The sequence below is a fragment of the Mycoplasma cottewii genome (assembly GCF_024918975.1).
In the GTDB taxonomy this organism is placed as follows: Bacteria; Bacillota_I; Bacilli_A; order Mycoplasmatales; family Mycoplasmataceae; genus Mycoplasma; species Mycoplasma cottewii.
In genome coordinates, this window is sequence record NZ_CP103424.1 from 662,737 (window position 1) to 687,880 (window position 25,144).

Annotated in this window: 22 protein-coding genes and 1 tRNA gene; 19 read left to right on the forward strand and 4 right to left on the reverse strand. The window is 24.7% G+C overall.

Features of this window, described 5'->3' with window-relative positions:
* The first annotated feature begins 14 nt into the window (after window positions 1–14).
* From ruvX to NX779_RS02830, 7 genes are all read left to right on the forward strand, one after another.
* A complete protein-coding gene (gene ruvX, locus NX779_RS02800; protein ID WP_259429909.1) occupies window positions 15–443 on the forward strand; it encodes a Holliday junction resolvase RuvX in 429 nt (142 codons plus the stop codon).
* A gap of 15 nt (window positions 444–458) precedes the next feature.
* Window positions 459–1,031, forward strand: a complete 573-nt coding sequence (hpt, locus tag NX779_RS02805; protein WP_259429910.1) for a hypoxanthine phosphoribosyltransferase — start codon at window positions 459–461, stop codon at window positions 1,029–1,031.
* Between the two features lie 10 nt (window positions 1,032–1,041).
* Window positions 1,042–1,611: a hypoxanthine phosphoribosyltransferase gene (hpt, locus tag NX779_RS02810; RefSeq protein WP_259429911.1), complete on the forward strand. Its 570-nt coding sequence runs from the start codon at window positions 1,042–1,044 to the stop codon at window positions 1,609–1,611.
* A 291-nt stretch (window positions 1,612–1,902) separates the two neighbouring features.
* Complete coding sequence (mgtA, locus tag NX779_RS02815) at window positions 1,903–4,731, forward strand: magnesium-translocating P-type ATPase (protein WP_259429912.1); 2,829 nt, start codon at window positions 1,903–1,905, stop codon at window positions 4,729–4,731.
* Between the two features lie 156 nt (window positions 4,732–4,887).
* Window positions 4,888–5,307: a tRNA (adenosine(37)-N6)-threonylcarbamoyltransferase complex ATPase subunit type 1 TsaE gene (gene tsaE / locus NX779_RS02820; RefSeq protein ID WP_259429913.1), complete on the forward strand. Its 420-nt coding sequence runs from the start codon at window positions 4,888–4,890 to the stop codon at window positions 5,305–5,307.
* Between the two features lie 2 nt (window positions 5,308–5,309).
* Complete coding sequence (gene tsaB / locus NX779_RS02825; protein WP_259429914.1) at window positions 5,310–5,873, forward strand: tRNA (adenosine(37)-N6)-threonylcarbamoyltransferase complex dimerization subunit type 1 TsaB; 564 nt, start codon at window positions 5,310–5,312, stop codon at window positions 5,871–5,873.
* Window positions 5,874–5,891: 18 nt separating this feature from the next.
* Window positions 5,892–6,410 (forward strand): Bsp6I family type II restriction endonuclease, encoded by a 519-nt coding sequence (locus tag NX779_RS02830; protein ID WP_259429915.1) that lies wholly within the window; start codon window positions 5,892–5,894, stop codon window positions 6,408–6,410.
* Window positions 6,411–6,428: 18 nt separating this feature from the next.
* Here NX779_RS02830 and NX779_RS02835 read toward each other — a convergent pair whose 3' ends face one another.
* Window positions 6,429–7,376: a DNA cytosine methyltransferase gene (locus tag NX779_RS02835; protein ID WP_259429916.1), complete on the reverse strand. Its 948-nt coding sequence runs from the start codon at window positions 7,374–7,376 to the stop codon at window positions 6,429–6,431.
* Window positions 7,377–7,549: 173 nt separating this feature from the next.
* Between NX779_RS02835 and NX779_RS02840 the strand changes: the two genes are divergently transcribed.
* The 7 genes from NX779_RS02840 (at window position 7,550) to NX779_RS02870 (ending at window position 14,098) form a co-directional block, all read left to right on the forward strand.
* Window positions 7,550–7,640 (forward strand) — tRNA-Ser (locus NX779_RS02840).
* Window positions 7,641–7,735: 95 nt separating this feature from the next.
* Window positions 7,736–8,419, forward strand: a complete 684-nt coding sequence (locus NX779_RS02845; RefSeq protein WP_259429917.1) for a hypothetical protein — start codon at window positions 7,736–7,738, stop codon at window positions 8,417–8,419.
* Window positions 8,400–9,824, forward strand: a complete 1,425-nt coding sequence (gene proS / locus NX779_RS02850; protein WP_259429918.1) for a proline--tRNA ligase — start codon at window positions 8,400–8,402, stop codon at window positions 9,822–9,824. Before NX779_RS02845 ends, proS begins: the two co-directional genes overlap by 20 nt.
* Before the next feature lie 12 nt (window positions 9,825–9,836).
* Window positions 9,837–10,499 carry a ribonuclease H1 domain-containing protein gene (locus tag NX779_RS02855; RefSeq protein ID WP_259429919.1) on the forward strand — a complete coding sequence of 221 codons (663 nt, stop codon included), beginning with the start codon at window positions 9,837–9,839 and terminating at the stop codon, window positions 10,497–10,499.
* Window position 10,500: 1 nt separating this feature from the next.
* Complete coding sequence (locus NX779_RS02860) at window positions 10,501–11,454, forward strand: serine aminopeptidase domain-containing protein (RefSeq protein WP_259429920.1); 954 nt, start codon at window positions 10,501–10,503, stop codon at window positions 11,452–11,454.
* A gap of 14 nt (window positions 11,455–11,468) precedes the next feature.
* Entirely contained in the window at window positions 11,469–13,271 is a 1,803-nt protein-coding gene (gene lepA / locus NX779_RS02865; protein ID WP_259429921.1) for a translation elongation factor 4, read from the forward strand.
* Between the two features lie 50 nt (window positions 13,272–13,321).
* A complete protein-coding gene (locus NX779_RS02870; RefSeq protein WP_259429922.1) occupies window positions 13,322–14,098 on the forward strand; it encodes a hypothetical protein in 777 nt (258 codons plus the stop codon).
* Window positions 14,099–14,123: 25 nt separating this feature from the next.
* Here NX779_RS02870 and NX779_RS02875 read toward each other — a convergent pair whose 3' ends face one another.
* Window positions 14,124–15,107: a hypothetical protein gene (locus NX779_RS02875; protein WP_259429923.1), complete on the reverse strand. Its 984-nt coding sequence runs from the start codon at window positions 15,105–15,107 to the stop codon at window positions 14,124–14,126.
* 239 nt (window positions 15,108–15,346) lie between these two features.
* On the opposite strand from NX779_RS02875, the gene pgk reads away from it, so the two are divergent.
* Entirely contained in the window at window positions 15,347–15,634 is a 288-nt protein-coding gene (gene pgk, locus NX779_RS02880; RefSeq protein ID WP_310795076.1) for a phosphoglycerate kinase, read from the forward strand.
* Window positions 15,635–15,853: 219 nt separating this feature from the next.
* Here pgk and NX779_RS02885 read toward each other — a convergent pair whose 3' ends face one another.
* Window positions 15,854–16,222 carry a hypothetical protein gene (locus NX779_RS02885; protein ID WP_259429924.1) on the reverse strand — a complete coding sequence of 123 codons (369 nt, stop codon included), beginning with the start codon at window positions 16,220–16,222 and terminating at the stop codon, window positions 15,854–15,856.
* A gap of 216 nt (window positions 16,223–16,438) precedes the next feature.
* A complete protein-coding gene (locus tag NX779_RS02890) occupies window positions 16,439–18,268 on the reverse strand; it encodes a ribonuclease J (RefSeq protein ID WP_259429926.1) in 1,830 nt (609 codons plus the stop codon).
* Between the two features lie 352 nt (window positions 18,269–18,620).
* Here NX779_RS02890 and NX779_RS02895 point away from each other — a divergent pair, with 352 nt between their 5' ends.
* From NX779_RS02895 to rsgA, 4 genes are all read left to right on the forward strand, one after another.
* Window positions 18,621–22,211, forward strand: a complete 3,591-nt coding sequence (locus NX779_RS02895) for a BspA family leucine-rich repeat surface protein (protein WP_259429927.1) — start codon at window positions 18,621–18,623, stop codon at window positions 22,209–22,211.
* Window positions 22,212–22,326: 115 nt separating this feature from the next.
* A complete protein-coding gene (locus NX779_RS02900; RefSeq protein ID WP_259429928.1) occupies window positions 22,327–23,085 on the forward strand; it encodes a PP2C family protein-serine/threonine phosphatase in 759 nt (252 codons plus the stop codon).
* A gap of 1 nt (window position 23,086) precedes the next feature.
* Entirely contained in the window at window positions 23,087–24,220 is a 1,134-nt protein-coding gene (locus tag NX779_RS02905) for a serine/threonine-protein kinase (protein WP_259429929.1), read from the forward strand.
* Between the two features lie 15 nt (window positions 24,221–24,235).
* Window positions 24,236–25,144, forward strand: a complete 909-nt coding sequence (gene rsgA / locus NX779_RS02910) for a ribosome small subunit-dependent GTPase A (protein ID WP_259429930.1) — start codon at window positions 24,236–24,238, stop codon at window positions 25,142–25,144.

Here is a 25,144-nt window from a genome sequence, read left to right on the forward strand (position 1 = left end):
AATAAATTTCAGAAATGACAAAAAATGTTATAGCATTAGATGTTGGATCAAAAACTATCGGATTAGCTTATAGTAAAGGAATTATTGCAAGTCCTTTATCTACAATTAGATTTGATGAATGAGAGTTCCAACAAGCAGTTGATAAATTAAAACCGTTTTTAGATGAATATACTCCAGAAGTTATTGTTTTTGGATATCCAAAAAATATGAATAACACTATCGGAGAACGTGCTGAAATGGTTGATTATGTAATAGAATTATTTTTAAAAACTTATCCAAATTATTCAGAAAATCAAATCATTAAAATTGATGAAAGAAGAACTACAATCATGGCTAAAAACATTATGATTGAAGCTGGATTAACAAGAAAAAAACAAAAACAAAATAAAGATGGTTTAGCTGCTCAATTAATACTAGAAATGTATTTAAATACAAATAAATAAGGAGAATAAAATATTATGCAAAAATTACATCCACTAGTTAAAAAAGTATTATTTACAAAAGAAGAAATAGAATCAAGAACTAAAGAAATTGCTAAAGAAATTGAAAAGTATTATTCAGACAAAAATATGATCGATAATTCATTACTTGTACTTGGTTTATTAAAAGGTTGTGTACCATTTTTTACTAATTTTTGCATGAATTGTGATTTAACAATGGAAATGGAATTTATGGTAGTTTCATCATACAAAGGAACTACTATGGCAAAAACAGAACCAAGAATTCTTTTAGATTTACAAACTGATGTTAGAGATCGAGATGTATTAATTGTTGAAGATATTATTGATACAGGTGCAACTTTAAAATATGTTTATGATTACTTATTAGACAGTGGAGCAAGAAGTGTAAAAATTTTAACTATGTTAGACAAACCTAGCAGAAGAACTGCTGATATTCAAGCAGATTGAGCATGCTTTACAATTGAACCTGAATTTGTAATTGGTTATGGTTTAGACTATCAAGAAAAAATTAGAAATTTACCTTATGTTGCTATTTGTGATACTGATAAATTAAAAGATTGAAAATGATAGGAAACAATAAATGAATAATTATTTAAAAAATATTAAAAAAGTACTTTTTACAAAAGAACAAATTGAAAAACGTATTAAACAAGTTGCTGAACAAGTAAAACAATATTATATAGATAACCCTCCTGTTAATGGTCCGTTAATAACAGTTGGTTTATTAAAAGGTTGCGCTATTTTTAATACAGAATTTGTTTTAAACTTAGATTTACCTATTCAAATGGATTTTATGGCAGTTTCATCATATAATGGAACAAAATCAACTGGAGCAATTAAAGTTAGATTAGATTGTAGTTTAGATTTATCTGGTAGAGATGTTTTAATTGTTGAAGATATGGCCGATACTGGATTAACTTTAAATAAAGTTAAAGAAAACATTTTATATAAAGGAGCAAATAGTGTTAAAGTTGTAACTTTAATTGATAAACCTGATTATCATACCATTGATTTTGTTCCTGATTGAAATTGTTTTGAAATTGGTGATTATTATATTGTTGGTTATGGTTTTGATTGTGATGAAAATTACAGAAATCTACCATACATCGCTTTATATGAACCAAGCAATGACACTAACTCTAATAGTTAGCTACAAAAACAGCACGTTTTTAGTAGCTATTTTTTTTTATAAACGATGTAAATATTTCAAACTATGCTTAACTATAACTTAATTTTTAGAAATTTTTAAAGTATAATTTAAGAAGCAAAGGTGGTGGACTTTATTATGACTATTTGTATTAAATTAGATGAAAATCCCGAGTCCCATGGTCTCAACAAACTAAAAAATATAAAGCTAAGTTATGTTATAAGTTATGCCACTTTTAATGCACAGTAACTAATTTATAACATAGTTTAGCTAACTTTGAAAAGGAGTAGAAACATGTTTAAATTTACAACAAAAAAATACTCTCCTAGAAAGCTAAAAAATCAAAAAAAACCTGCTCAATTTAGAAATGAAAGATTTATAAAAAATGTTTCATCTTTAGATCAATCTGAAATTTTACAAGTGATGAATTTAACACACTTTGGATTAACTAATGATGAATATGAATCAAGATTAAAAAAATACGGAACTAATGAATTAAAAAGAAAAGATTACAGTATTTTTAGAGAATTTATGAGCGCGTTTTTTGGTCCATTTAATATTGTTTTAATTTTAATTGCATTATATAACTTTATTTCATATGGAACAAATGGTTTTGGACAAGATACAGATAATAGTTCAAGCTTTGATTTAGTAGGAGGAATCATAATAATTTCAATGGTTGTTGCGAGTGGTATTGCTTCATTTATTCAATCATTGAGAAGTCATTTTGTAACTAAAAGAATTGCTACTATCGTTAGAAGTACAACTAATATTATTAGACATAAATATGACGATGAGTTAGATGAATATTTAAAAATTACTAAAAAGAATCAATTAGATTTAATTAAATTAGGTGAAGAAATTGATGTAAGACAAGTTGTGCCTGGTGATTTAATTTATCTTTCAAGTGGAGATATGTTACCAGCTGATGTGAGAATTATTCAATCAAACGACTTATTTATTAATCAATCTTCATTAACAGGTGAATCTATGCCTGTTGAAAAACACGCAACAAATAGATATTCAACAAATAATATTTTAGATTTAGAAAATATTTGTTATACAGGAACTAGTGTTGTTTCTGGTAGTGCTATTGCTATTGTTTTAGCAACAGGAAATGACACATACTTTTCAACAATTAGTAAAACTATTATGGAAAAACGTCCTGATTCAAGTTTTACAAAAGGTATTAAAAGAGTGACAAGACTATTATTAATTTTTATGTTAGTAATGGTTCCAACAGTATATTTAACAAAATCAATAATTGGAATAGTTGCTGCAAAAGGTACTTTTGATACTATAAAAGATAATCCATGATTTGAAGCGATCTTTTTTGCAGTTGCAGTTGCAGTAGGATTAACTCCTGAGATGTTGCCGATGATAGTTACTACTAATTTAGCAAATGGAGCTTCTAGAATGACTAAACAAAAAGTTGTTGTTAAAAGATTAGAAGCTATTCAATCTTTAGGAGCAATTGATGTTTTATGTACTGATAAAACAGGAACGCTTACAAATGATAAGATTGAACTTATTGATTATTTAACAGTCGATAAAAAAGCTGATCCATTATTATTAAAATATCTATATATTAATAGTTATTATCAAACAGGATTAAAAAACCCTATGGATAAAGCTATTGTTGATTATGTTAAAAAACACATTCACGATTTTTCTATTGAAGATATAACTAAAATAGATGAAATACCATTTGATTTTAATAGAAGAAAATTAACAATTATTTTTGATGATGACAAAGATAAAAGAACAATGGTTACTAAAGGTAGTGTTGAAGAAATCTTAAACTCATGTTCTAAAGTTTTACAAGACGGAAAAGTTGTTAATTTAACAGAAGCTATTAAAAGACAAATTCAAACATATTATCAAAAAATTAATAAACAAGGAAAACGTTTATTAGGTGTTGCTTATAAAGTTATCAGAAAAAATCAAAATAGATTTTCTGCTGATGATGAAACAAATTTAATATTCATGGGATTTGCATCATTTTTAGATACACCAAAACCTTCAACAAAACAAACTATTAAATTATTAAATAAATATGGTGTTGAATTAAAAATTTTAACAGGAGATAACGAACCTATTACTAGAGCTATTTGTAAGATGGTAGATCTACAAATTAAAGGTTTAGTAACTGGTGAAGAAATTGATGCAGCAAGTGATTACGAGTTAAAAAAAATCGTAGAAAATAATAATATTTTTGTAAAATTAAACCCATTACAAAAAGTTAAAATTATTCAAATTTTAAAACAAAATGATCATGTTGTTGGATATATGGGTGATGGAATTAATGATGCACCTGTTTTAAGACAAAGTGATGTTGCAATTTCAGTTAATAACGCAACTGATATTGCAAAAGATGCAAGTGATATTATTCTTTTAGAAAAATCACTTCTAGTATTAGAAAAAGGAATTATTCAAGGACGAACAGTGTTTTCTAATATTTTAAAATATATTAAAATTACAACTGCTTCAAACTTTGGTAACTCTTTATCAGTTTTAATTGGTACAGTTTGACTACCATTTGCTCCAATGGCTCCGGCTCAAATTTTATTACAAAACTTAATTTATGACTTTTCTCAATTTGGAGTATCTATGGATAATGTTGATGCGTCATTCTTAAAAACGCCGCAACGTTGGAATTCAAAAGATCTCTTGCCATTCACGATCATAAATGGATCAGTCAGCTCAATATTTGACCTTATTACATTTGCAATAGCAGGATATGCTTTAGGATTTGTAACTGGTTATAACAATGCAGTTGCTAATAATACCGGTGATGCACATATGTATATGGCTCAATTCCAAGCTTGTTGATTCTTAATTGGATTATTATCTCAAACTTTAGTTTTCCAAGTTTTACGTACAGAACACTTAACAATAGTAAAAAGTCGTTCATCATGACCAATTTACACTATTGCTGGTTTAGTAACTGCTATAGCAATATTCATTACATTTGTTCAAGAATCAAATTTAGGAAGCTTAATTCAATTAAAAACACCTGGATGAGTATTCTTACCAATTGCCGCAGCAATACTTAGTGGATATTTCATAGTAGCTGAATTAACTAAGATGGGATATAAAAAAGTATTTAATAAATGATTGTAAAACTAAAATCTTTTCTAATTTAAACTTAGAAAAGATTTTTTATTTAAACTATAAACTTTATTAACTATATTAATATTCCAGATATAAACTTTATTAACTATATTAATATTAAATATTGATATAAAATCAATAATATAGTCAATCATAGGAGTTATTATGAAAGAAATTTGTATTAATAATTTAGATGAAACAAAACAATTTGCTAAAACTTTAGCTTTAGAAATTAAAGATAGACAACTACCTTTTTATATTTTGTTAAATGGTGATTTAGGTGCAGGTAAAACAACATTTACAAAGTCATTATTAAAAGAATTAGGTGTTAGTGAAAATGTATCATCTCCAACTTTTGTAATTATGAATCAATATAAAACTGATCAATTTAATATTAATCATGTTGATGCTTATAGATTAAGTAATGATTCTGAAATAGATATGTATTTAGATGAGTTTGACAATAGTATTAATGTTGTTGAGTGATATGAAAACTTAAATTTAGATTTTAATAAATTAAATAAAATAACAATTGATATTAAAATAATTGATGAAAACAAAAGAATATTTATTATAGGAGAATAATTATGAACCTTTTTATAGATACTACTAATTGAAAACTTGTTTATATTTTAGAAAAGAATAATGAAATAGTAGATAAATTAATTGTTGATAATAATAAAAAAATATCAGACATAGCTATAGAAAAATTAAAAGAATTTTTAACTAATAACAATTTAACTATTAAAGATATTGACTCATTTTATTTAACTAAAGGTCCTGGAAGTTATACAGGAGTTAGAGTTGGATTAACTATAGTTAAAACTATTAAAGTATTAAATAATAATATTAAAGTTTATTTAATTGATTCATTAATGTTTCAATCTGGTAAAAATAAGGCAATTTCTATATTAGATGCTAGAGGACATAAATATTATTTTGCAGTTTATGATCAATTTAAAATTTTAGAAAATGTTCAGTTAATTGAAGCTGATCGATTAGATTTTTATATTAAAAAATACAAAGATTTTAAACTTGTAAAAGATTATGAGATAGATTTTGCTAATACTTATTTAGAGACTAAAGAAATGTTTGAATTAGTTGATGATATAAACAGTATTAATCCACTTTATGTAAAAGGATTTATTTAGTCTTAGAAAAGGTGGGATATGTTAAAAACTATAACAAAAGAAAAATATGATGAGATAATTTCGCTTTATCCATTGTGAAAAGAATTAAATAAAAAAATTAAAATATCATATGCTCGTGGTATTAACTTTCATGAAATATTTTCTGAATTTATTGTGTGTCATATAAATGATTATCAAATTAGTCACAACAATGGATCTGAAGATGCTATTTCAAAAGAAGGAATAAAAGTTCAAATAAAATCTTCATCTAACTATAAAACAGATTTAACTTCTTTTGGACCTAGAAGTGAATTTGAGATACTAGAATTTGCAAGACTAGATCAACAAAACGATTTGTTGTATTTATATAAAATTCCAATACAAAATTTAAAAAGTATTGAAGTTAAACAAGGTCAAACATTTGCTCAACAACAAGAAGAAAAGAGAAGACCTAGATTTTCTATAATCTCTAAAATTATTGAAAAAGACAATCTAAAACCTTATGCAAAGGTAAATATGATTACAGGAGAATATGAATTTTATAATAAAAATGATTAGCTAACCTAATCGTTTTTTTTAACTTTCTAATGCCTTTAAAATGTTTTGAGCAATTTTATTAATAACAGGAACTACTACAGAATTTCCTGCTTGTTTATAAAGATGAGATTTTGCTAATTTTGGGAGAACAAAATCTTTTGGATATCCCTGAAAATTGAAACATTCTCTAGGAGTTAGTTTTCTTATACCAAATTGAGTTTTTATCAATGGTACATTATGACCACCCGTTCCCATGTTAGCTGTTAATGTAGGACAAACGTTGCTCTTATTTTCTCTTACATATTTTCTTCTTCACTGATAAATAACATTTGTTTTAACCATACTTTCTTCTAAAGTTTTATAAAATACATTCTTATCGTTAGAATAATAGAATTCATCGCTAACATTTTCTTTTTCTAGCATATCAGGAATGAATTTTGTTAGTTTTTCTGGGTCAGGAAATTCAAATTTATTTCAAGCATATTCATCTTTAAAACCAACAATGTAAATACGTTCTCTATTTTGAGGTATGTTTGCATAATCTTTTGCATTTAACACTTTATACTTAATCTTATAACCGTTTTCTTGTAATGAATCTGTTATGATTTTAAAAGTTTTTCCGTTATCATGAGTTACTAAATTTTTAACATTTTCTAAAAAAATTACTTTTGGTTTTTTAGCTACAATAAATCTTAATGTTTCAAAAAATAGATCACCAGATTTTTCATCTTCAAAACCTTTTCTATATCCTGCAATACTAAAAGAAGTGCAAGGAAAACCTGATAATAATACATCAATTTCAGGAACATTTTTAGTCTCTATAGATCTTATATCATCCCCAACTACTTTGATATGGAAATTTTTTTCATAAGTTATTCTTGCATTCTTATCATATTCATTAGCTCATATTGTTTTAAATTTATTAGTTGATTCAAAACCTAGATCAATACCACCAACACCAGCAAAAAGACTTGCCATTTTATACATTTTTTCACCTCTTAATATTTTAATGTTATCACTAATGAAGTTATATTTAACATTTAATCTATCATATTTTTCGTAGCTATTTTGTACATAATTCGCATAAAATTAAAAACTTATTATTTTATAGTTTTATTTAATGCTTTTTTGTGTAATAATTATAAAGTAACAAAAAAAATGGGTTAATACTCAAGTTGGTGAAGAGGACACCCTGCTAAGGTGTTAGGTCGGTTACCCGGCGCGAGAGTTCGAGTCTCTCTTAACCCGCCATTTTAGAGTAAAAACAAGACTGCTAAGCAGTCTTTTTTATTTTTTAAACCTTAAAAAAATATTATAATTAATAAAGAAAGAATCGGTAAAAACAAATGGATAAGAAAAAAGGTCGCTTTAAATATAGAATTAAAGAATTTAATAAACAAAAAACAAAAGAACTTTTATCAAGATTAAAGATTTGAAAAACTAATAGTGACCTTATTAGACATAATTATTTTGATAATCTTTTAAAATCTTTTTTTATCTCAAAAGAAAGTGAAAAGAAAACTATTATCGATTTATTTGAAAAGAAAAACATTGAATATTTTTTATTCTATACTGATCATAAAAATTGACACAACATCTTAGATTATGGTATTCGTCCAGTTAGACAATTGATCTTAAAACCTAAAGAAGAATATGTTGTGTGAACTTATCAACAACAAGAACATACAATATCATTAGAATTTGATGTTTCAACAAGAGCACACTTTTGAAAATGAATGAGTGATTCTGGATTTAACCCTAAAGATGTTATGATAATAGGTATCAATCCTAAATATTTAGCTAAAACAACTAAAAAAGACTGAATTTGAGATAGATCTAAATCTATGGCTATTATTTCAGAAGAAATCGAAGTTGAAGCAATAGATTGAATTATGATTAGAAACTATGAAATTTATAGAAAAGCACAACAAGCAATTGATAAATCAGGATTAAAAATCACTTTATATTTTGGTACTGATGGAATTGTAAAAGAAGAAAGTAGGAGAAAAAATGGCAAAACAATTAGATAAAATAACACCACGTAATATTGATTTTTCAAAATGATATACAGATACTGTAATTAATGCAAAATTAGCAAGCTATGGACCAGTTAAAGGTACAATGATTTTTAGACCTTATGGATATGCTATTTGAGAATTAATTCAAAAACACTTAGATGCTGAATTTAAAAAAATGAAAGTACAAAATGTTTATTTTCCAGTTTTAATTCCTGAATCATTATTCAATAAAGAAAAAGAACATATTGATGGATTTTCTCCTGAAATTGCAACAGTTACAAGAGTTGGAGATAAACAATTAGAAGAAGCTTTATTTATAAGACCAACTAGTGAAGTTTTAATGATGGATTTTTTCAGTAAAGAAGTTAATTCATATAGAGATTTACCTTTAATTTATAATCAATGATGTAACGTTATGCGTTGAGAAAAAACTACTCGTCCATTCTTAAGAACTAGTGAATTTTTATGACAAGAAGGACACACAGTTCATAATTCATATCAAGAAGCTGAAGAATTTACATTAAAAGCTTTACAAGTTTATAAAGATTTTGCTCAAAATGTTTTATTACTTCCAGTTATAACAGGTAAAAAAACTGAAAAAGAAAAATTTGCAGGAGCTCAAGATACTTATACAATTGAATCGTTAATGTTTGATGGACAAGCTTTACAATGTGGAACTTCTCACTTTTTTGCAGACAACTTTACAAAAGTTTATGATATAAAATTCCAAAATAAAGAAGGAAAATTAGAACACGCTTATTCAACTAGTTGAGGAGTTTCAACACGTTTAATTGGAGCTATTATTATGACTCATAGTGATGATAATGGATTAGTTTTACCAAGTTTAATTTCACCAACTCAAGTTCAAATTATTCAAGTAAAAAATACTGATGAAGTTGTTAAAGTTTCAAATGAATTAAAAGAACAACTTTCTAATTATAGAGTTGATATTGATGATACAGATAAAAGTTTTGGATTCAAAATAAGTGAAGCTGAAATCAAAGGAATTCCAATTAGAATTGAAATAGGACCTAGAGATTTAGAAAATAATCAAGTAACAATTTCAAGACGTGATGAACAAACTAATAAAGTTAAAGTAGATATAAAAGATGTAGTTAATGTTGTAAATCAAATGATTAAAGATTATGATAAAGCACTATACAGCAAAGCTTTAGAAAATAGAAAAAACAAAACATCTAAAGCCGATACAATTGAACAATACATTGAAATATTAAAAGAAAATCAAGGATTTGTTCTAGTTCCATTCTGTGGAAGAGTTGAATGTGAAAATGAAGTAAAACAAAAAACTTCAACAAATTCTAGATGTATAGCTTTTGATGTAGAACAAACTAAATCAAAATGCTTTAACTGTAAACAAGATTCAGAATTACAAGTATATTTTGCTAGAGCATACTAGTGAGGTTTTATTATGAGCAAACAAAAATTTTATGCAGTTAGAAAAGGAAAAAAACCAGGAATATATTTAACTTGATCTGAAGCCAAAGCTCAAGTTATGAATTTTTCTAATGCTGAATATAAATCATTTGCAACTGAAAAAGAAGCATTAGAATATATGAAATCAAATTCATCAACTAAACTAGATCAAAAATCAAATTCATCAAATAAATTAAGTAAAGTTATTAGACCAAATAGTGATACTGCAGCTGTTGCTTATACTGATGGTAGTTATAGTGTTAAAGATAATACTTATTCTTTAGGAGCTGTTATTTTACTTAAAGATAAAGAAATTCATATATCTCAAAGATTTGATGATAATACAACTGCTAGTCTTAGAAATGTTGCTGGAGAAGTGTTGGCTGCAATTCAAGTAATTAATTTTTGTTTAGATCATAATATTAAAAACTTAAAAATTTGTCATGATTATCAAGGAGTTAGCAAGTGAATAACTAAAGAGTGAGAAACTAAAATTGACTTTACTAAAAAATATAAACAATTTGTTGATAATCAAAAATCAAAAATCAATATTTCATTTGAGTGAGTAAAAGCACACAATAATAATAAATATAATGAATTAGCAGACCAACTAGCTAATAATGCTACATTTGATTTAGTTATAAAAGAGGTTAAATAATATGAAATCAAATCAATTGATTAATAATTTTCAAATTCAATCAGTAGACGGTAGTGAAATAAAAACTTATTTATGAAATGACACTAAAAAACCAAAAGCAGTCATACATTTAATTGCTACTGGTACTGAATCAGTTAAAAGTTATAGTGAATTTGCAAAAAGAATGAATAAGCAAAATATAATAGTAGTTTGTTCTGAACAACGTGGTTTTTCAAAAAGTAAAAAAGATAAAAATACTCAAGATGATAATGTCTTTTTCAGTTATTTTAATGGTTGACAACTTGTTGTTGAAGATTTAAAATCAGTAAATAATTTTATTAGAAAAACTTATAAACATTTACCTTTATATTTAGTTAGTCATTCTTTAGCAACAGTATTTGCAAAAGCTTATGCTATTAAATATTCTGAAACAATTGACGGATTAATATTTTCATCATTTATTGAATTTAATTTAGCTTCTTTATTATCAAACAATCTTTTATTATTATTAATTGAATTATTTTCAGGTAAAAAATACGCTTGTCATTTCAAACAAATATCATATTTAAATAACTTTACTAAAGTAATGAAAAAATATCGTAATATTGAAAATGATGATATTTTAGAAAAATATATAGATCTTAGTCAAGATCCATTACTTACAAAAACATTTAGTGTTTCAGCATTACGCGATGTTTATAAATGTATGCTATTTAATAGTTATGTAAATAATATAAAATTTATTAGACAAAACCTACCAATTCTAATTCTAGCTAATAACAACGATTACAAAACTGCTCAAAGATATACTAAAATGTCAGAGTCTTTATTAAAAACATTATTAAAAAATGATTGTTTTGCACATTATGTAATGTTTGATAATACAAAAGATAAAGTATTTGGCACAGAAGCAAATAAAGAATTAGAAGATAACATCAATTTATTTATAGATAAATACAATAAAAAGTATATATAACAGAAAGGAATAATATGGATAAATCTAGAATAAGAAACTTTAGCATTATTGCTCATATTGATCACGGTAAGTCAACTTTAGCTGATCGTATTTTAGAATTAACTGATACTGTTGAAAAACGTGAAATGCAAAATCAACTTTTAGATTCTATGGATATTGAGCGTGAAAGAGGAATCACAATTAAATTAAACTCAGTTCAATTAAAATATATTAGTAAGAATAATCAAGAATATATTTTTAATTTAATTGATACTCCAGGTCATGTTGATTTTACATATGAAGTTTCAAGAAGTTTAGCTGCATGTGAAGGAGCTATTTTAGTTGTTGATGCTACTCAAGGAGTTGAAGCTCAAACTTTAGCTAACGTTTATTTAGCTATAGATAATAATTTAGAAATTATTTCTGTTATTAATAAAGTTGATTTAGCTAGTGCTGATGTTGATAGAGTTAAACAACAAATAGAAGAAATTATCGGTTTAGATTGTAGTGATGCACCTTTAATTTCAGCTAAAACTGGATTAAATGTTGAACAAGTATTAGAAGCTATTGTTGAAAAAATTCCAGCACCAAATGATGCAGAAGATGATAAACCATTAAAAGCTTTAATTTTTGATAGTTATTATGATAAATATCTAGGTGTTGTGATGTCAATTAGACTAAAACAAGGAACTATTAAAGTTGGAGATAAAATTAAATTAATGTCTACTGGAGCTGAATATGAAGTTAACTCTTTAGGAATTAAAACTCCAAAAATAGTTAAAAAAGAAATGTTAGAAGCAGGAGAAGTTGGATGAATTGCAGCTTCAATTAAAACTATTAAAGATGTTAACGTTGGAGATACTATAACAAGTGTTAATAATCCAGCAGCTGAGCCTTTAGAAGGTTATAAAAAATTAAAACCAATGGTATATTGTGGAATTTATCCAATTGATACTAATAAATATCAAGATTTTAAAGAAGCATTAGAAAAAATTGAATTATCAGATTCATCTTTAGTTTATGAACCAGAAACTAGTCAAGCATTAGGATTTGGATTTAGATGTGGATTTTTAGGATTACTACACATGGAAGTTATTCAAGAAAGATTAGAAAGAGAATATAATCTTGAACTAATTGCAACTGCACCAAGTGTTATTTATAAAGTACATCTAACAAATGGTGAAATTTTAGAATTAGATAATCCTGCTAAATTACCTGATGCTCAAAGAATTAAAAAAATAGAAGAACCATTTGTAGAAATTAGAATAGCAACTCCAGATGACTATATTGGTGATTTAATGAACTTATGCCAAAACAAATTAGGAGTTTATAAAGATATGGAAATTATTGATAATACAAGACGTGTGCTTGTTTATCAAATGCCATTAGCTGAAATTATCTTTGACTTTTTCAATAAGTTAAAATCAATTTCTAGAGGTTATGCTTCTTTTGAATATGAATTAATTGGTTATAAAGAATCAAAATTAGTTCGTATGGATATTAAATTAAACGGTGATATGGTTGATGCATTTTCTATGATAGTTAACCAAAAATTTGCTTATCAAAGAGGAGCTGCTTTAACTTTAAAATTAAAAGAACTAATTCCAAGACAAAACTTTGAAGTACCAGTTCAAGCTACAATTGGAAATAAAGTAATTGCAAGAGAAACAATTAAAGCATATAGAAAAGATGTTACTTGAAAACTACATGCTGCTGATAAATCGAGACGTAAAAAACTTCTAGAAAAACAAAAAGAAGGTAAAAAGAAAATGAAAGAAATTGGTTCAGTAGAAGTTCCACAAGAAGCATTTATTGCTGTTTTAAAATTAGATGATTAATTTTTATAAAAAATAACCTAATACTATATTGTAGAAAGAGAGGACAAAAAATGTTTAAATACGATGATGCATTAAAAAAAATTGTAGATGATGAACTACTAATTATAGTAGACACAGCACAATCACAACCTGATTTTTTGTACTCACTAAGATCTCAATGAAAAGATCTAAATGACTTTAAAAAATTTGAAAAATGAATTGAAGAATCATTTCCAAAAATTAAAGCCATATTTATTTCTGAATCTAATAAACCAGATGAAGACTACAACGAATTACTTTTAGTTAGGTTACGAACACTTTTAAAAGTAGTAAAAGATTTTTTACAAACATATCAAAATTTACAATCAAAAGATAATAATCATGATCATGTTAATGAGTTTGGAGTAGATATTCAAATAAGAAATTCTTTTTACGAATTAATTATAGATTATGTTAAATCTTTTATTAAAGAATTAAAAATTACAAAAAATATAAAAGAATTTGATTTTTTCTCAATTAAACTTTTAGAAACATTTACAAAGTTATTAAAAACAGATTCAGTTTCTGATTGTATCGATAGAGTTTATTCAACTGAAGAAATTTTATCTGATTTTATCGATGCTGTTGAAGAAAGAGATTTTGAGTTATTACCATATGAAATTGTTAATGCTAATAGTTTTTTAACTTTTGTAATTTATGTTCAAACTACTATTTATTATTTAATTTTAATTTATGAGACTTTAGAATTTAAAGAGTTAGAAAAAATTGGAATAGAAGATTATGAAAATAAGTTATACTATTCTGAAAGAAATGATCAAGTAGAAATTATCAAAACAATTATTAAGTAAAAATGAGTCATTAGACTCATTTTTATTATCATTTAGTTAATAATTTTTGTTCTCTTTCTCTTAATTTATCATAAATTGTAATTTTAACTACACCATCTCTTTTTCAAATACCTTTAATTGTTTGTGCAATCATTCTCAATAAAAACAGAACGTACATGAATTGCATTAATATATAAATTAAAGCAAATATTAATTTAATTGGATTAATTCTATCTCTATCAAAACTATCTAGCAATCTTATAAAACCACCTAGTAATCTTAGTAAAGATAGGCACATAAATATAATTAACTCTACTGTAGTTACTACTAAATAAAAGTAAGCAAAGATTCTCATAGCAGTACCGGTCGATGTGTCACCTTCAAATCGTTCTTTTGAATTTTTATTATAATAAAGAATTATTGTTGGAATTCCTATTAATATAAACAATATCGCAATACATATTAACACAACTGTTGGAATATAATATTCATTTGTAGAATTAAAAGCACTTAAAATATCTCCATTTGTTACCTTATGTAATTGTCAAACTAAAGTTGATAATAATATTGTAGAACCTACTAATGATATAACTGAAAATACTCTAGATAAAAATCATTTTGGTTTTATTGTAGAATTTGTTTCTATATTAGGTAAACTTGTTAATAACCAAGGAGTAAAAAAACCACCTAAATTTAAACTTAAAGAGGCAAGAATATACCTATTCGATACAACTTGTTCATTAGTTGCTAGTTTCAAAAATCTAACAATTACAAAAGCTGTAGCTATAGTTCTTCATAAAGAATAAGCTAGTATGCTAAATAATAATGGAACTCCTAATTTGTATTTAGGATTTATTGTATTGTAATCTAATGAGTTTAATAAATACATTAGATATATTGAAACACCAGCAGCTATCAATGAACTAAAGATTTGTGTAAAGATAATTCAAGTTTTTGATATTGATATTGAAAAATTTGTTGAACTTGGATATGTTTGATAACTCGTTTTAATATCGTCGTAGTTGTGCATAAAAATTCCTCCTTCTATATTTTTTATATATAATTTATATTACATTAAAAATTACAAGAAAAGAATAATAGGTTTGTATCTTTAGATTTTACCTACGTTTCTCACTTAGCTACAAAAACAGTACATTTTTAGCAGCTATATTTTTTATAAAAATTATTCTTCCAATTGATATAGCATGTAACACTGATTTTGTTGATATTGCACCAAGCTACTTTGAAAATAATATTCCAGATGATTGAATGGGAATGGATACAGGATCTAAAACAATTGAATATTATAAAAAAATAATTTCAGAAGCTAAAACAATTATTTGAAATGGTTCGCTTTGAGTTTTCGAATTCAAAATTACGAAAATAGAACAAACTAAAAAGGGAGCATTCACTTTAATCGGTGGTGGAGATAGTGCTACTGCTGTTAAATTAGGGTTCAAAGAAGACTTTACTTGAATTTCTACTGGTGGACGAGCATTATTAGGATTTATGGAAGGTAAAGAATTACCAGGAATAGCTTCAATTCAAGATAAATAATTTTATTAAAAGCACCACAAGGTGCTTTTGTTTTATAATCTAATTATAAAGAGTAGTATTATGATATTTTTAATATGTGACAACTATATGTAAGGTGCTTAAGTGTTGTTGTTATGTTTTTAAAACAGTAATTGCATTTTAATACCAGAAAAATACAAATGATAAATAACAGTAAAAATCAAAACATAGATATACAATAGGAGAAATTTAATGAATTTTTTAAATATTAGGAGTAAAAAAACCACCTAAATTTAAACTTAAAGAAGCAAGAATATATCTATTTGATACAATTTGTTCATTAGTTGCTTGTTTCAAAAATCTAACAATTACAAAAGCTGTAGATATAGTTCTTCATAAAGAATAAGATAGTATGCTAAATAATACCGGAACTCCTAATTTGTATTTAGGATTTATTGTATTGTAATCTAATGAATTAAAGAAAACCATTCCAGATACCAATCCAATAACAGCTAATACTGAACCGAATATTTGTAGGAATATAATTCAAGTTTTTGACATTGATATTGCAAAATTCATTGAACTTTGTTCTGGTGTTTGATAGCTGGATTTGATATCGTAGTTGTTCATAAAAATTTCTCCTTCTTATATATTTATATAATTTATATTACATTAAAAACTACAACAAAAGAATAGTAAATAGTTTCTAGAATATTAAACAAAAGAATAGTAAATAGTCCAATGAATAATATGATTTGTATCATTAGATTTTATTAAATATTCTTACCTTAAATAAAAAAACAGTAAAAACTGTTTTTCAACTAATGCATAATTTAGATTTCAAAATTAAGATTTTTTATTTAAAATAACTGGAATTATTAATGGATTTCTTCTCTTTTCTTTAAAAATATATGGACTTAATGAAGATTTTATTGCCTTTTTAATAGCTCCAAATGTTGGTTTGGGACTAGATAGAACTTCATTAACTGCATTTGTTACTATAGATATCGATTCACCAATAATTGATCCAGAATCTTTTACATAAAAACTACCTCTAGAAATAATTCTTGGTTGAGCAATTAAAGTATTTGTTTGAGAATCGATTGAAACAACAACAGCAATTAATCCATCTTTAGATAAAATATCTCTTTCTCTAATAACGTTGCTTGCTTGTCCTGTCATATCTTTTCCATCAACATAAACAGCATCAGCTTCTACACGTTTTCCAATTTGAGCTTTTCCTTGTAATAACTCTAATACATCTCCATTAGCCATTACAAATCCATTACCTTTTTCTAAGTTAACACTCTCACCTGTTTCAACGTGTTTTTTAAGCATTCTAAATTCACCGTGCATCGGCATAAAGTAATGAGGCCTTATTAAACTGAATAATAGTTTTTGTTCTTCTTGACTAGCGTGTCCTGAAGTATGTATTTTTAGACTTGGATTGTTTTCAATTACAATAGCTCCAATTCTTGTTAATTTATTTACAAGTTTTTCAACATCAGCTCTATTTCCAGGAATTGGTGATGATGAGAATATAACTGTATCACCAGGAATAATATTAATTGATAAATGTTTTCCACTAGCAATTCTTGAAAGAGCAGCCATAGGTTCACCTTGGCTTCCTGTTGTTAAAATCATAATTTGATTTGGTTTATATTTATCTATATCAGTTGATTTAATAAATTCTTTTTCACTAATTTTTAAGTGACCTAATTGTCTAATCATTTTAATGATTCTTTCAAATGATCTACCAAGAATAACAATTTTTCTACCATATTTATGAGCAGTTTCGATTATATGTTGAATTCTGTGAACGTTTGATGCAAATGTTGTTAAAAAAATTCTTCCTTTAGCTTGTAAAAATAATTTATCGATATTTTTTATAATATCTCTTTCACCTTGAGTATATCCTTCAACTTCAGCGTTAGTTGAATCAGCCATTAATAACTCTATCCCTTGTTCTCCCATTTCAGCTAATTTATTTAATTCAGCAAAATGTCCTAGTGGTGATCAGTCGAATTTATAATCTCCAGTTGAAAAAATATTTCCATTTGGAGTTTTAACTAAAATACCAAATGCATCAGGTATTGAGTGGTTTAAAGCAGCAAAACTAACTCTAATATTTTTTGTTGCTCATACATCATCAGCATCATATTCTTTAACAACTGTTTTATCTTGTAATTTATATTCTTTTAATCTATCTCTAATTAACATTGCAGCTAATTTTGGTGCATAAATAACTGGTATTTTTACTTGTTGAACTAAATAATGAATTCCCCCAATATGATCTTCATGACCGTGAGTTATAAATAACGCTTTTATTTTCTTTTCATTTTCTACTAAATATGAATAATCAGGAATAACTGCACTAACTCCTAATATGTAAGAATCAGGGAACTTAACTCCAGCATCAATCATAATTAATTCATCATCATATTCAATACAATAAGTATTTTTTCCAACTTCTTCTAATCCACCTAAAGCAAATACTTTAGTAGGAATATCAGTTTGTTGATATTTTCTGTCTATTTCTTTTTGTTTGAAAACATAAGGTTTAAATTCTTCTTCATCAATACTAATATTAATTTCATCACCATTATCATCAAAATCTTTTATGTTTTCTAAGTCTTGTGTTAAGTTAATGTCTTCTAATTTGTGACTTTTACTCATTTTAAATTCTTTCCTTTCATATTATAACTATCAGAATAAAATTAATTATTTGCATAAATTTATTATCTTTTTTTATTCTCAAGTGCGTACTAAAAAATGGTATATTCTTAACTAATTTATACCACATAAACAATAAAAACATAAAAACAATAACAAATAATTTAACAAATTTTTGGAAAATAATAGTGTAGTTATTATTGATAAAAAAGAGTGCGGTGATTATGATCAAATAATTCAAGCTTTAATATCTAAATAATTAATTGTTAAGTTTAAAATATGCATTTGATTTTTATTTCACTCATGATAGTATTTTAAAGTATCGCACTTATATAAAGAATGAAAGGTTACAGAAATGATAAATTTTTTAACTGTTTTAAAGTTTGTTACTTTATTATCAACAAATAATCAAAATAATAATTTAAATGATATTAATATTAATTATGATTTAAACAAATCTATTGATAATGATTTAAAAATAAACGATCATCAAAGTCACGTAATTTTAAATAATGAAATTATTCAATTAGGTTGAGAAAAAAATAGTAACGGAAATTATAGATTAAAACAAATTCCAACACATATTAAAAAAGTTCCAAACAAATTACCTGAACATATCACTGATATTTCTTATGCTTTTAAAAATAATACAAATCACACAATTTTAGGAATTGAAAAATGAGATACTTCAAAAGTAGTTAATATGAGTGGTGTATTTTATAATGCACAAAATTTTAATACTATTTTAAATTGAGATACATCAAGTGTAACTGATATGAGTTATATGTTTTATAATACTAAGAATTTTAACGCTCAATTAACTGATAAATTTGTTGCTAATAATGTAAAAAATATGCAATCTATGTTTGAAAATGCAGAAAGATTTAATCAACAATTAGATAAAAGTTTTATTACAAATAAAGAAGTTAATAGATCTAATATGTTTAAAAATGCCAAAAGATTTAATCAAGATTTATCACTTGGTGAATTTAAAGAAACAAATTTAAAAGAAACTGTATTTAAAAATACTGAAAGTTTAATAAAAGAAAATCAAGCATTATCATCAATTGATGATACAAGTTTAATTAATTTAAAAAATGAACTTATAAGTTTTTGAAATGAAAATATCAAAAATAAACAACTAAAAAATACTACATATGAAACTATTTTAGAATTATTAAAATTAAATGTTAAAGAAAAATTTAAAGATCTGAATTTAGAATTAACATCTATAAAAGATAATGTTAAAACTCTTGAAGATAATAAAAATCAAATAATATCTATTAAAGTTAATAAAAGATTTATTGTTGATTTAGAATTTGGAAATGTTTTAGAAAATGATCTAAATATTAAAACTGATATGAGTGAAATTTCATCAGATAATAATCCTGATTTTAATAAAATTTCAGAATCTCTTAATACTAATATCATTAAAAAATTTGTTTCAGAAAATAATTCTTTAGAATCAAAAGATGTTAATGATTATATGATAATGCATAGAGATTTTGCTAGTGCAATTATTAAACATAGAATATCTAATAAACTTTATGTTGTAACTTTTAAAATTAATGATCTTGATCTAATAAGAATGGTGTGAGCTAATAAACTTTATGGATCACGTTCTTTATTAAATGATCAAACACTAAATACAAATTTACAAGTAAGACACTTTGTTCAAATGTTTGATCAAAAATTAAAATGATATACTCCAAAAATGTATCATAACATTAAAATTGATGATTATTATAACCGTACAAATAAACCAAATGTTTATACAATTAAAGGAAAAAATATAATATATACTCATAAAACAAACTCTATTTTTAATTTATATTGTGATATTCAACAACAAAATAACTTTATTGAAACAATTTATATTGACACAAATGGTAAAGAAAGAAGAACCAGTGAAGATATGCACCAATCTAAATTTGATAATGTTAAAGTTATTAAAAGAATTGGTAATCGTTGAGATGATAATAAAAAAACGGTTGTAGCTTACAGATTACCTAAAAATGTTGAAGTTGTTCCTGAATATTTATTCCCTGAAATTGAAAGTTTACAACAATTATTCAAAGGATGTGTAAATTTTGATCAAGATATTTCAATGTGAGATACTAGATCAGTTTCAGAAATGACTTGAATGTTTAATGATGCTACAAAATTCAATAATGCAAGTAAACCTTTAAATTGAACTGTTTCTAATGTAAACAATATGGGATTAATGTTTGGAAATGCAGTTAATTTTAATGCTGATATTTCTAGCTGAAGAACTATTAATGTAACTAATTTTGGCGAAATGTTTAGAAATGCTAAAGTTTTTAATCAGAATATATCAAAATGAAATGTTAATAGAGCTAACAACTTTAATAATATGTTTAATCAAGCATCTGAATTTAATCAAAATTTAAGATCTTGAAATGTTAAAGAAAAAAGACATGATGGATTTGATTCAAATACTCCTGCTTGAAAAGAGTGAAATAGAGTAATACCCAGTTCATTAAAACAACTTCCAAATTTACCTCAAATAATGTATGGTATTAATCCAGAAAAATTACAAAGTCAAGTTAAATTTAAACTTGCTAAATTTTACAATATCGATGTAAACTCTTTAAAATTAGAAGCTAAACCTAATAATAAAATTTCAATCTCATTAAATAATAATAGTAGATATAATCAGTTAACTTCACCAATTGAAATTTCATATACTAGTAAAGAAAAATTAGATCAAGTAATTGAATTAAATACTAACATCGGATTTGTTAAAAATAACTCAACTCAAGCTATTATTGATCAACTTAAAAAAGTATTTAACATTTTAAAAGATGAAGAAATTAAAGTAGAAAATATAACTAATAATAGTGCAAAAATTAGAGTAATTAATTCAAAAGTATTTGATTCAAATCAACAAAATAATCAAACAACTATTAGATTCGATTTAATGAAAGACCTAAGTAATATTGAATTTAATACTAAAGAAATTGTGATTGAAACAAATGATGAAAAATTATTTATTAATGAGTTTATTAAAAGAAATCAAAAAGTTTTAAACGATAATAATATCGATCTACATTTCTTAAAATTTGAAAAGAAAGAAAATTTCTATGAAATAAGTATTGATAATGGAGAATATGCAAATAATCTTAAAGTTAACTATAAAGTTATTAAACCTATTTCTAAAATAAATGGATTAATTACTGATATTGGTAAGTTTAATACTCATAATAATTCTGAAATTATTAAAGAATTTATTAGATTAAATAATCAAAAACTTCCAGGAATCGATGCTAATGATCTTGAATTAGTTAAAGAAAATAATAAATGAAAAATTAGATTTAAACCAAATTCTAAAAACTTTTCAGGTGAAGTTAATGTTACTTTTACAATAAGAACTAATATTTCACAAAATACAGATACAAATGCTGGAGCGTTTGACGAGTTAGATCATAATAAAATTATTGATGCTTTTATAAGAATGAATCAACATAGATTAAACGGTTTAACTAAAGATAATTTTAAAATTGTATCTAAAAACAATAATTCAATCACTGTTGAAGTTCAAAATAACGATGATTTTTATGGACAAGTTACAATCACTTATTCAATTAGACAAAACGTTAACGATTTAACAATAAACACTCAAGCAGGAAAATTCAAAGAAGAAAATCATAATAAAATTATTAATGCATTTATTGAAAAAAATAAAGATCAACTACCTGGATTAAATAGAGAAAATTTCCATGTTATAAACAGAACTCACAATTCAATTCTAGTTAGAATTAAAAACGACGATCGTTTCATGGGAGATATTTTAATTAATTTTAAAACTAACCACACAGCAAGAATTGCTACTGGTTCAATAGTTGGTATTGTAAGTGCTTTATCTGTTGTTGCCGCAGTTGTTGTTTATATTTTAAAACGTAAGAAAAATAAAATTGAAAAGTAGAGAGTGCTCTACTTTTTTTAATGAACTAGAAAATTAAAATAAACTTTCTATAAAACCAAGTCAAATAAAATGAGATGATAAAATAATAATGATATGTTAGAAAACAAGGTGTTCTATGAAGATAAAAATTAGTAGTCTAACTCATAAAGGTAATTATAGGAAAAATAATCAAGACTATTTAGGATATTCTAAAAGCATTGACGGATGTTTTTTAGCGATTTTATGTGATGGTATGGGAGGTCATGCTAAAGGTGAAATTGCTTCAAAAACAGCTGTTGAGTCTTTTATTGAGCGTTTTGAAAAAACAACTTTTAATAATAAATCTGAACAAGAAATTAATCAATGATTTGATGATACTTTATCATATTCAATAGAAGCTATGAAAGTAGCTGCACAAGATTGTCCTAAAAAATCTGATATGGGAACTACTTTATCTGCAATAATATTTACTAATAATAAAGCTTATGTAATTAATATAGGTGATTCTAGAGTTTATAAATTTTCTGATAATCGTTTAAAACAAATAACAATAGATCAAAACTTAATGAATTCTAATTATGATCCAGAAAAAATAAAAGAACGTGCTCAAAAACTATATGGTTCAAGATTCAATGAAATGACTTATTGAAAAATTTTAACAAGTGCATTAGGACCAAATAAAAAAATGAAACCTGATAATTATGTGATTGATGAAATAAAAGGTGTGTATTGTTTAACATCTGATGGTGTTCATGATTATGTTGATTCTCAAACTTTTGTTGATTTTTTAGAAATAAGAAGTTCATTAAAAAGTAAAACTAAAAATATAGTTAAATTTGCAATGGGAAACTTATCAACTGACAATTTATCTATCATAATCATAGAGGTTAAATAGAATGAACAAAAATCAAATAAAACAAAATAATAAAATTGATAATGGAATTAATAATAATGAACTTATCGATCGATTAATTAATAAAAGATATAAAATATTAGAATTTATTAACGCAGGAGCTTTTGCTTCAGTTTTTAAAGCAATAGATTTAGATGCATCTTTTTTAGATAAAGAAGATGTATTTGTTGCTGTAAAAATAATGTTAAAAGGAAAAAGAAAAAACACTCAAGAAATTAACGATCGATTAAATTATGAAGTTAATACATTTGCTAAATTATCATTTAGTAAAAATGTTATTAATATGAAAGATGTTTTTGAATGAGATAAATACGTAATTGTTATGGAATTAGTAGAAGGAATTGATTTATCTAAAAAATTCTCAGTTTATAACAATATTCTTTCAACAAATGAGTTTATTTATTATTTTGAACAAATTGCTAAAGGATTAAAAGAAATTCACGATAGTAACATTATTCATAGAGATGTTAAACCTGCAAATATTTTAATTACTAAATATCAAAAAGCTAAAATATCAGATTTTGGTATTTCTAAAATTAAAAGTATTATTAATGAAACTAATGAAGCTAATTTTTCACCAGGAACTCCAAGATATACAGCTCCTGAACAATTTATTAATTTTGAATCTAAAAAAAATATTTATTCTTATGAATCAGATATTTATTCAGTTGGAGTTATGATGTATGAATTTATAACAGGAACAACTTTATTTTTAAATACTAATTATGGTAATTCAAATGTTAAAGAAAGAGATAAAGAAAACTTTAAAAAACATTTAGTTAAACAAGTTTTAAGACCTAGATATATTAATCCAGACATTCCTCAATCTATTGAAAACATTATTATGCATTGCTTAGCAAAAGAAGTAAAAAATAGATATAAAAACTTTGATGAACTTTTAAACGATCTACAAAAAGCAAAATTAGAATTAGATGTTAAAAAAGATTTTCCTGAAATGAATTGAGAAGCAGATAAGATTTCAAACATGAAACTTAACTATAATATTAGATATAAAAATTTTATTGAAGAATTTCCTTATAGATTTACTATTCCTACCTTGTTAATTGTTTTTGTATCTTTAATATTATTTATAGTAGTGATTATATTTAACCAATAGGATGGAGTTGTTTTAGTGAAAGGAATTATCATTAAAAAAGATAGTGTTGAAAGTTATGTTTTTTGTAATGAAAACAAACAAACTTATAAAGTTCATGCAAAAGGAAATGTTAAAAAAGAATTAAAACCTAAAATAGGTGATTTTGTTGATTTTGATATATTAGATGATGGTTATGGATATATTGTTAAAATTCATGAAAGAAAAAATGAATTACATAGACCAAAAATAGCTAATGTTGATCAAGTTTTAATAGTTACTGCTTTATATGAACCTTTATTTGCATCATTTTTATTAAATAAATATATTATGATGTTAGAAACCGAAAAGATTAAACCTATTTTAATTTTTACAAAAATAGATTTATTAAAACAAACTAAATATTATGATGAAGTTATTCATAAAATTAATTGATATGAAAAAATGGGATATGAAGTTTTAATAATTAATAATAAAGATTCAGATGAAGATAAGAAAAAAGTTTTAGATAGATTAAAAGTAATATTAGAAGACAAAATAAGTGTGTTTACAGGACAAACTGGAGCTGGAAAATCTACAACTTTAAATAACTTTCTATCAATTGAAAATCAAATTAAAACAAATGAGATTTCAAAAAACTTGAATCGTGGTAGACATACAACAACAAACATTCAACTATACTTTTTAGATAAAAATATTTTTATAGCTGACACACCTGGATTTTCAGCATTTGATTTAAATAATATTGATATAGAACATATTTTATATTCTTGAGAAACTTTTAGACCATATTTAAATAAATGTAAATTTATAGATTGTACTCATACTCATGAAACAAAATGTAGTGTTAAACAAGCAGTAGCAGAACACTTAGTTCCAACATTTATTTATAATGATTATGTAAAAGTCTTTGTTGAAATGAAAGAGAAAAAAGAAAGTAGGTATTAA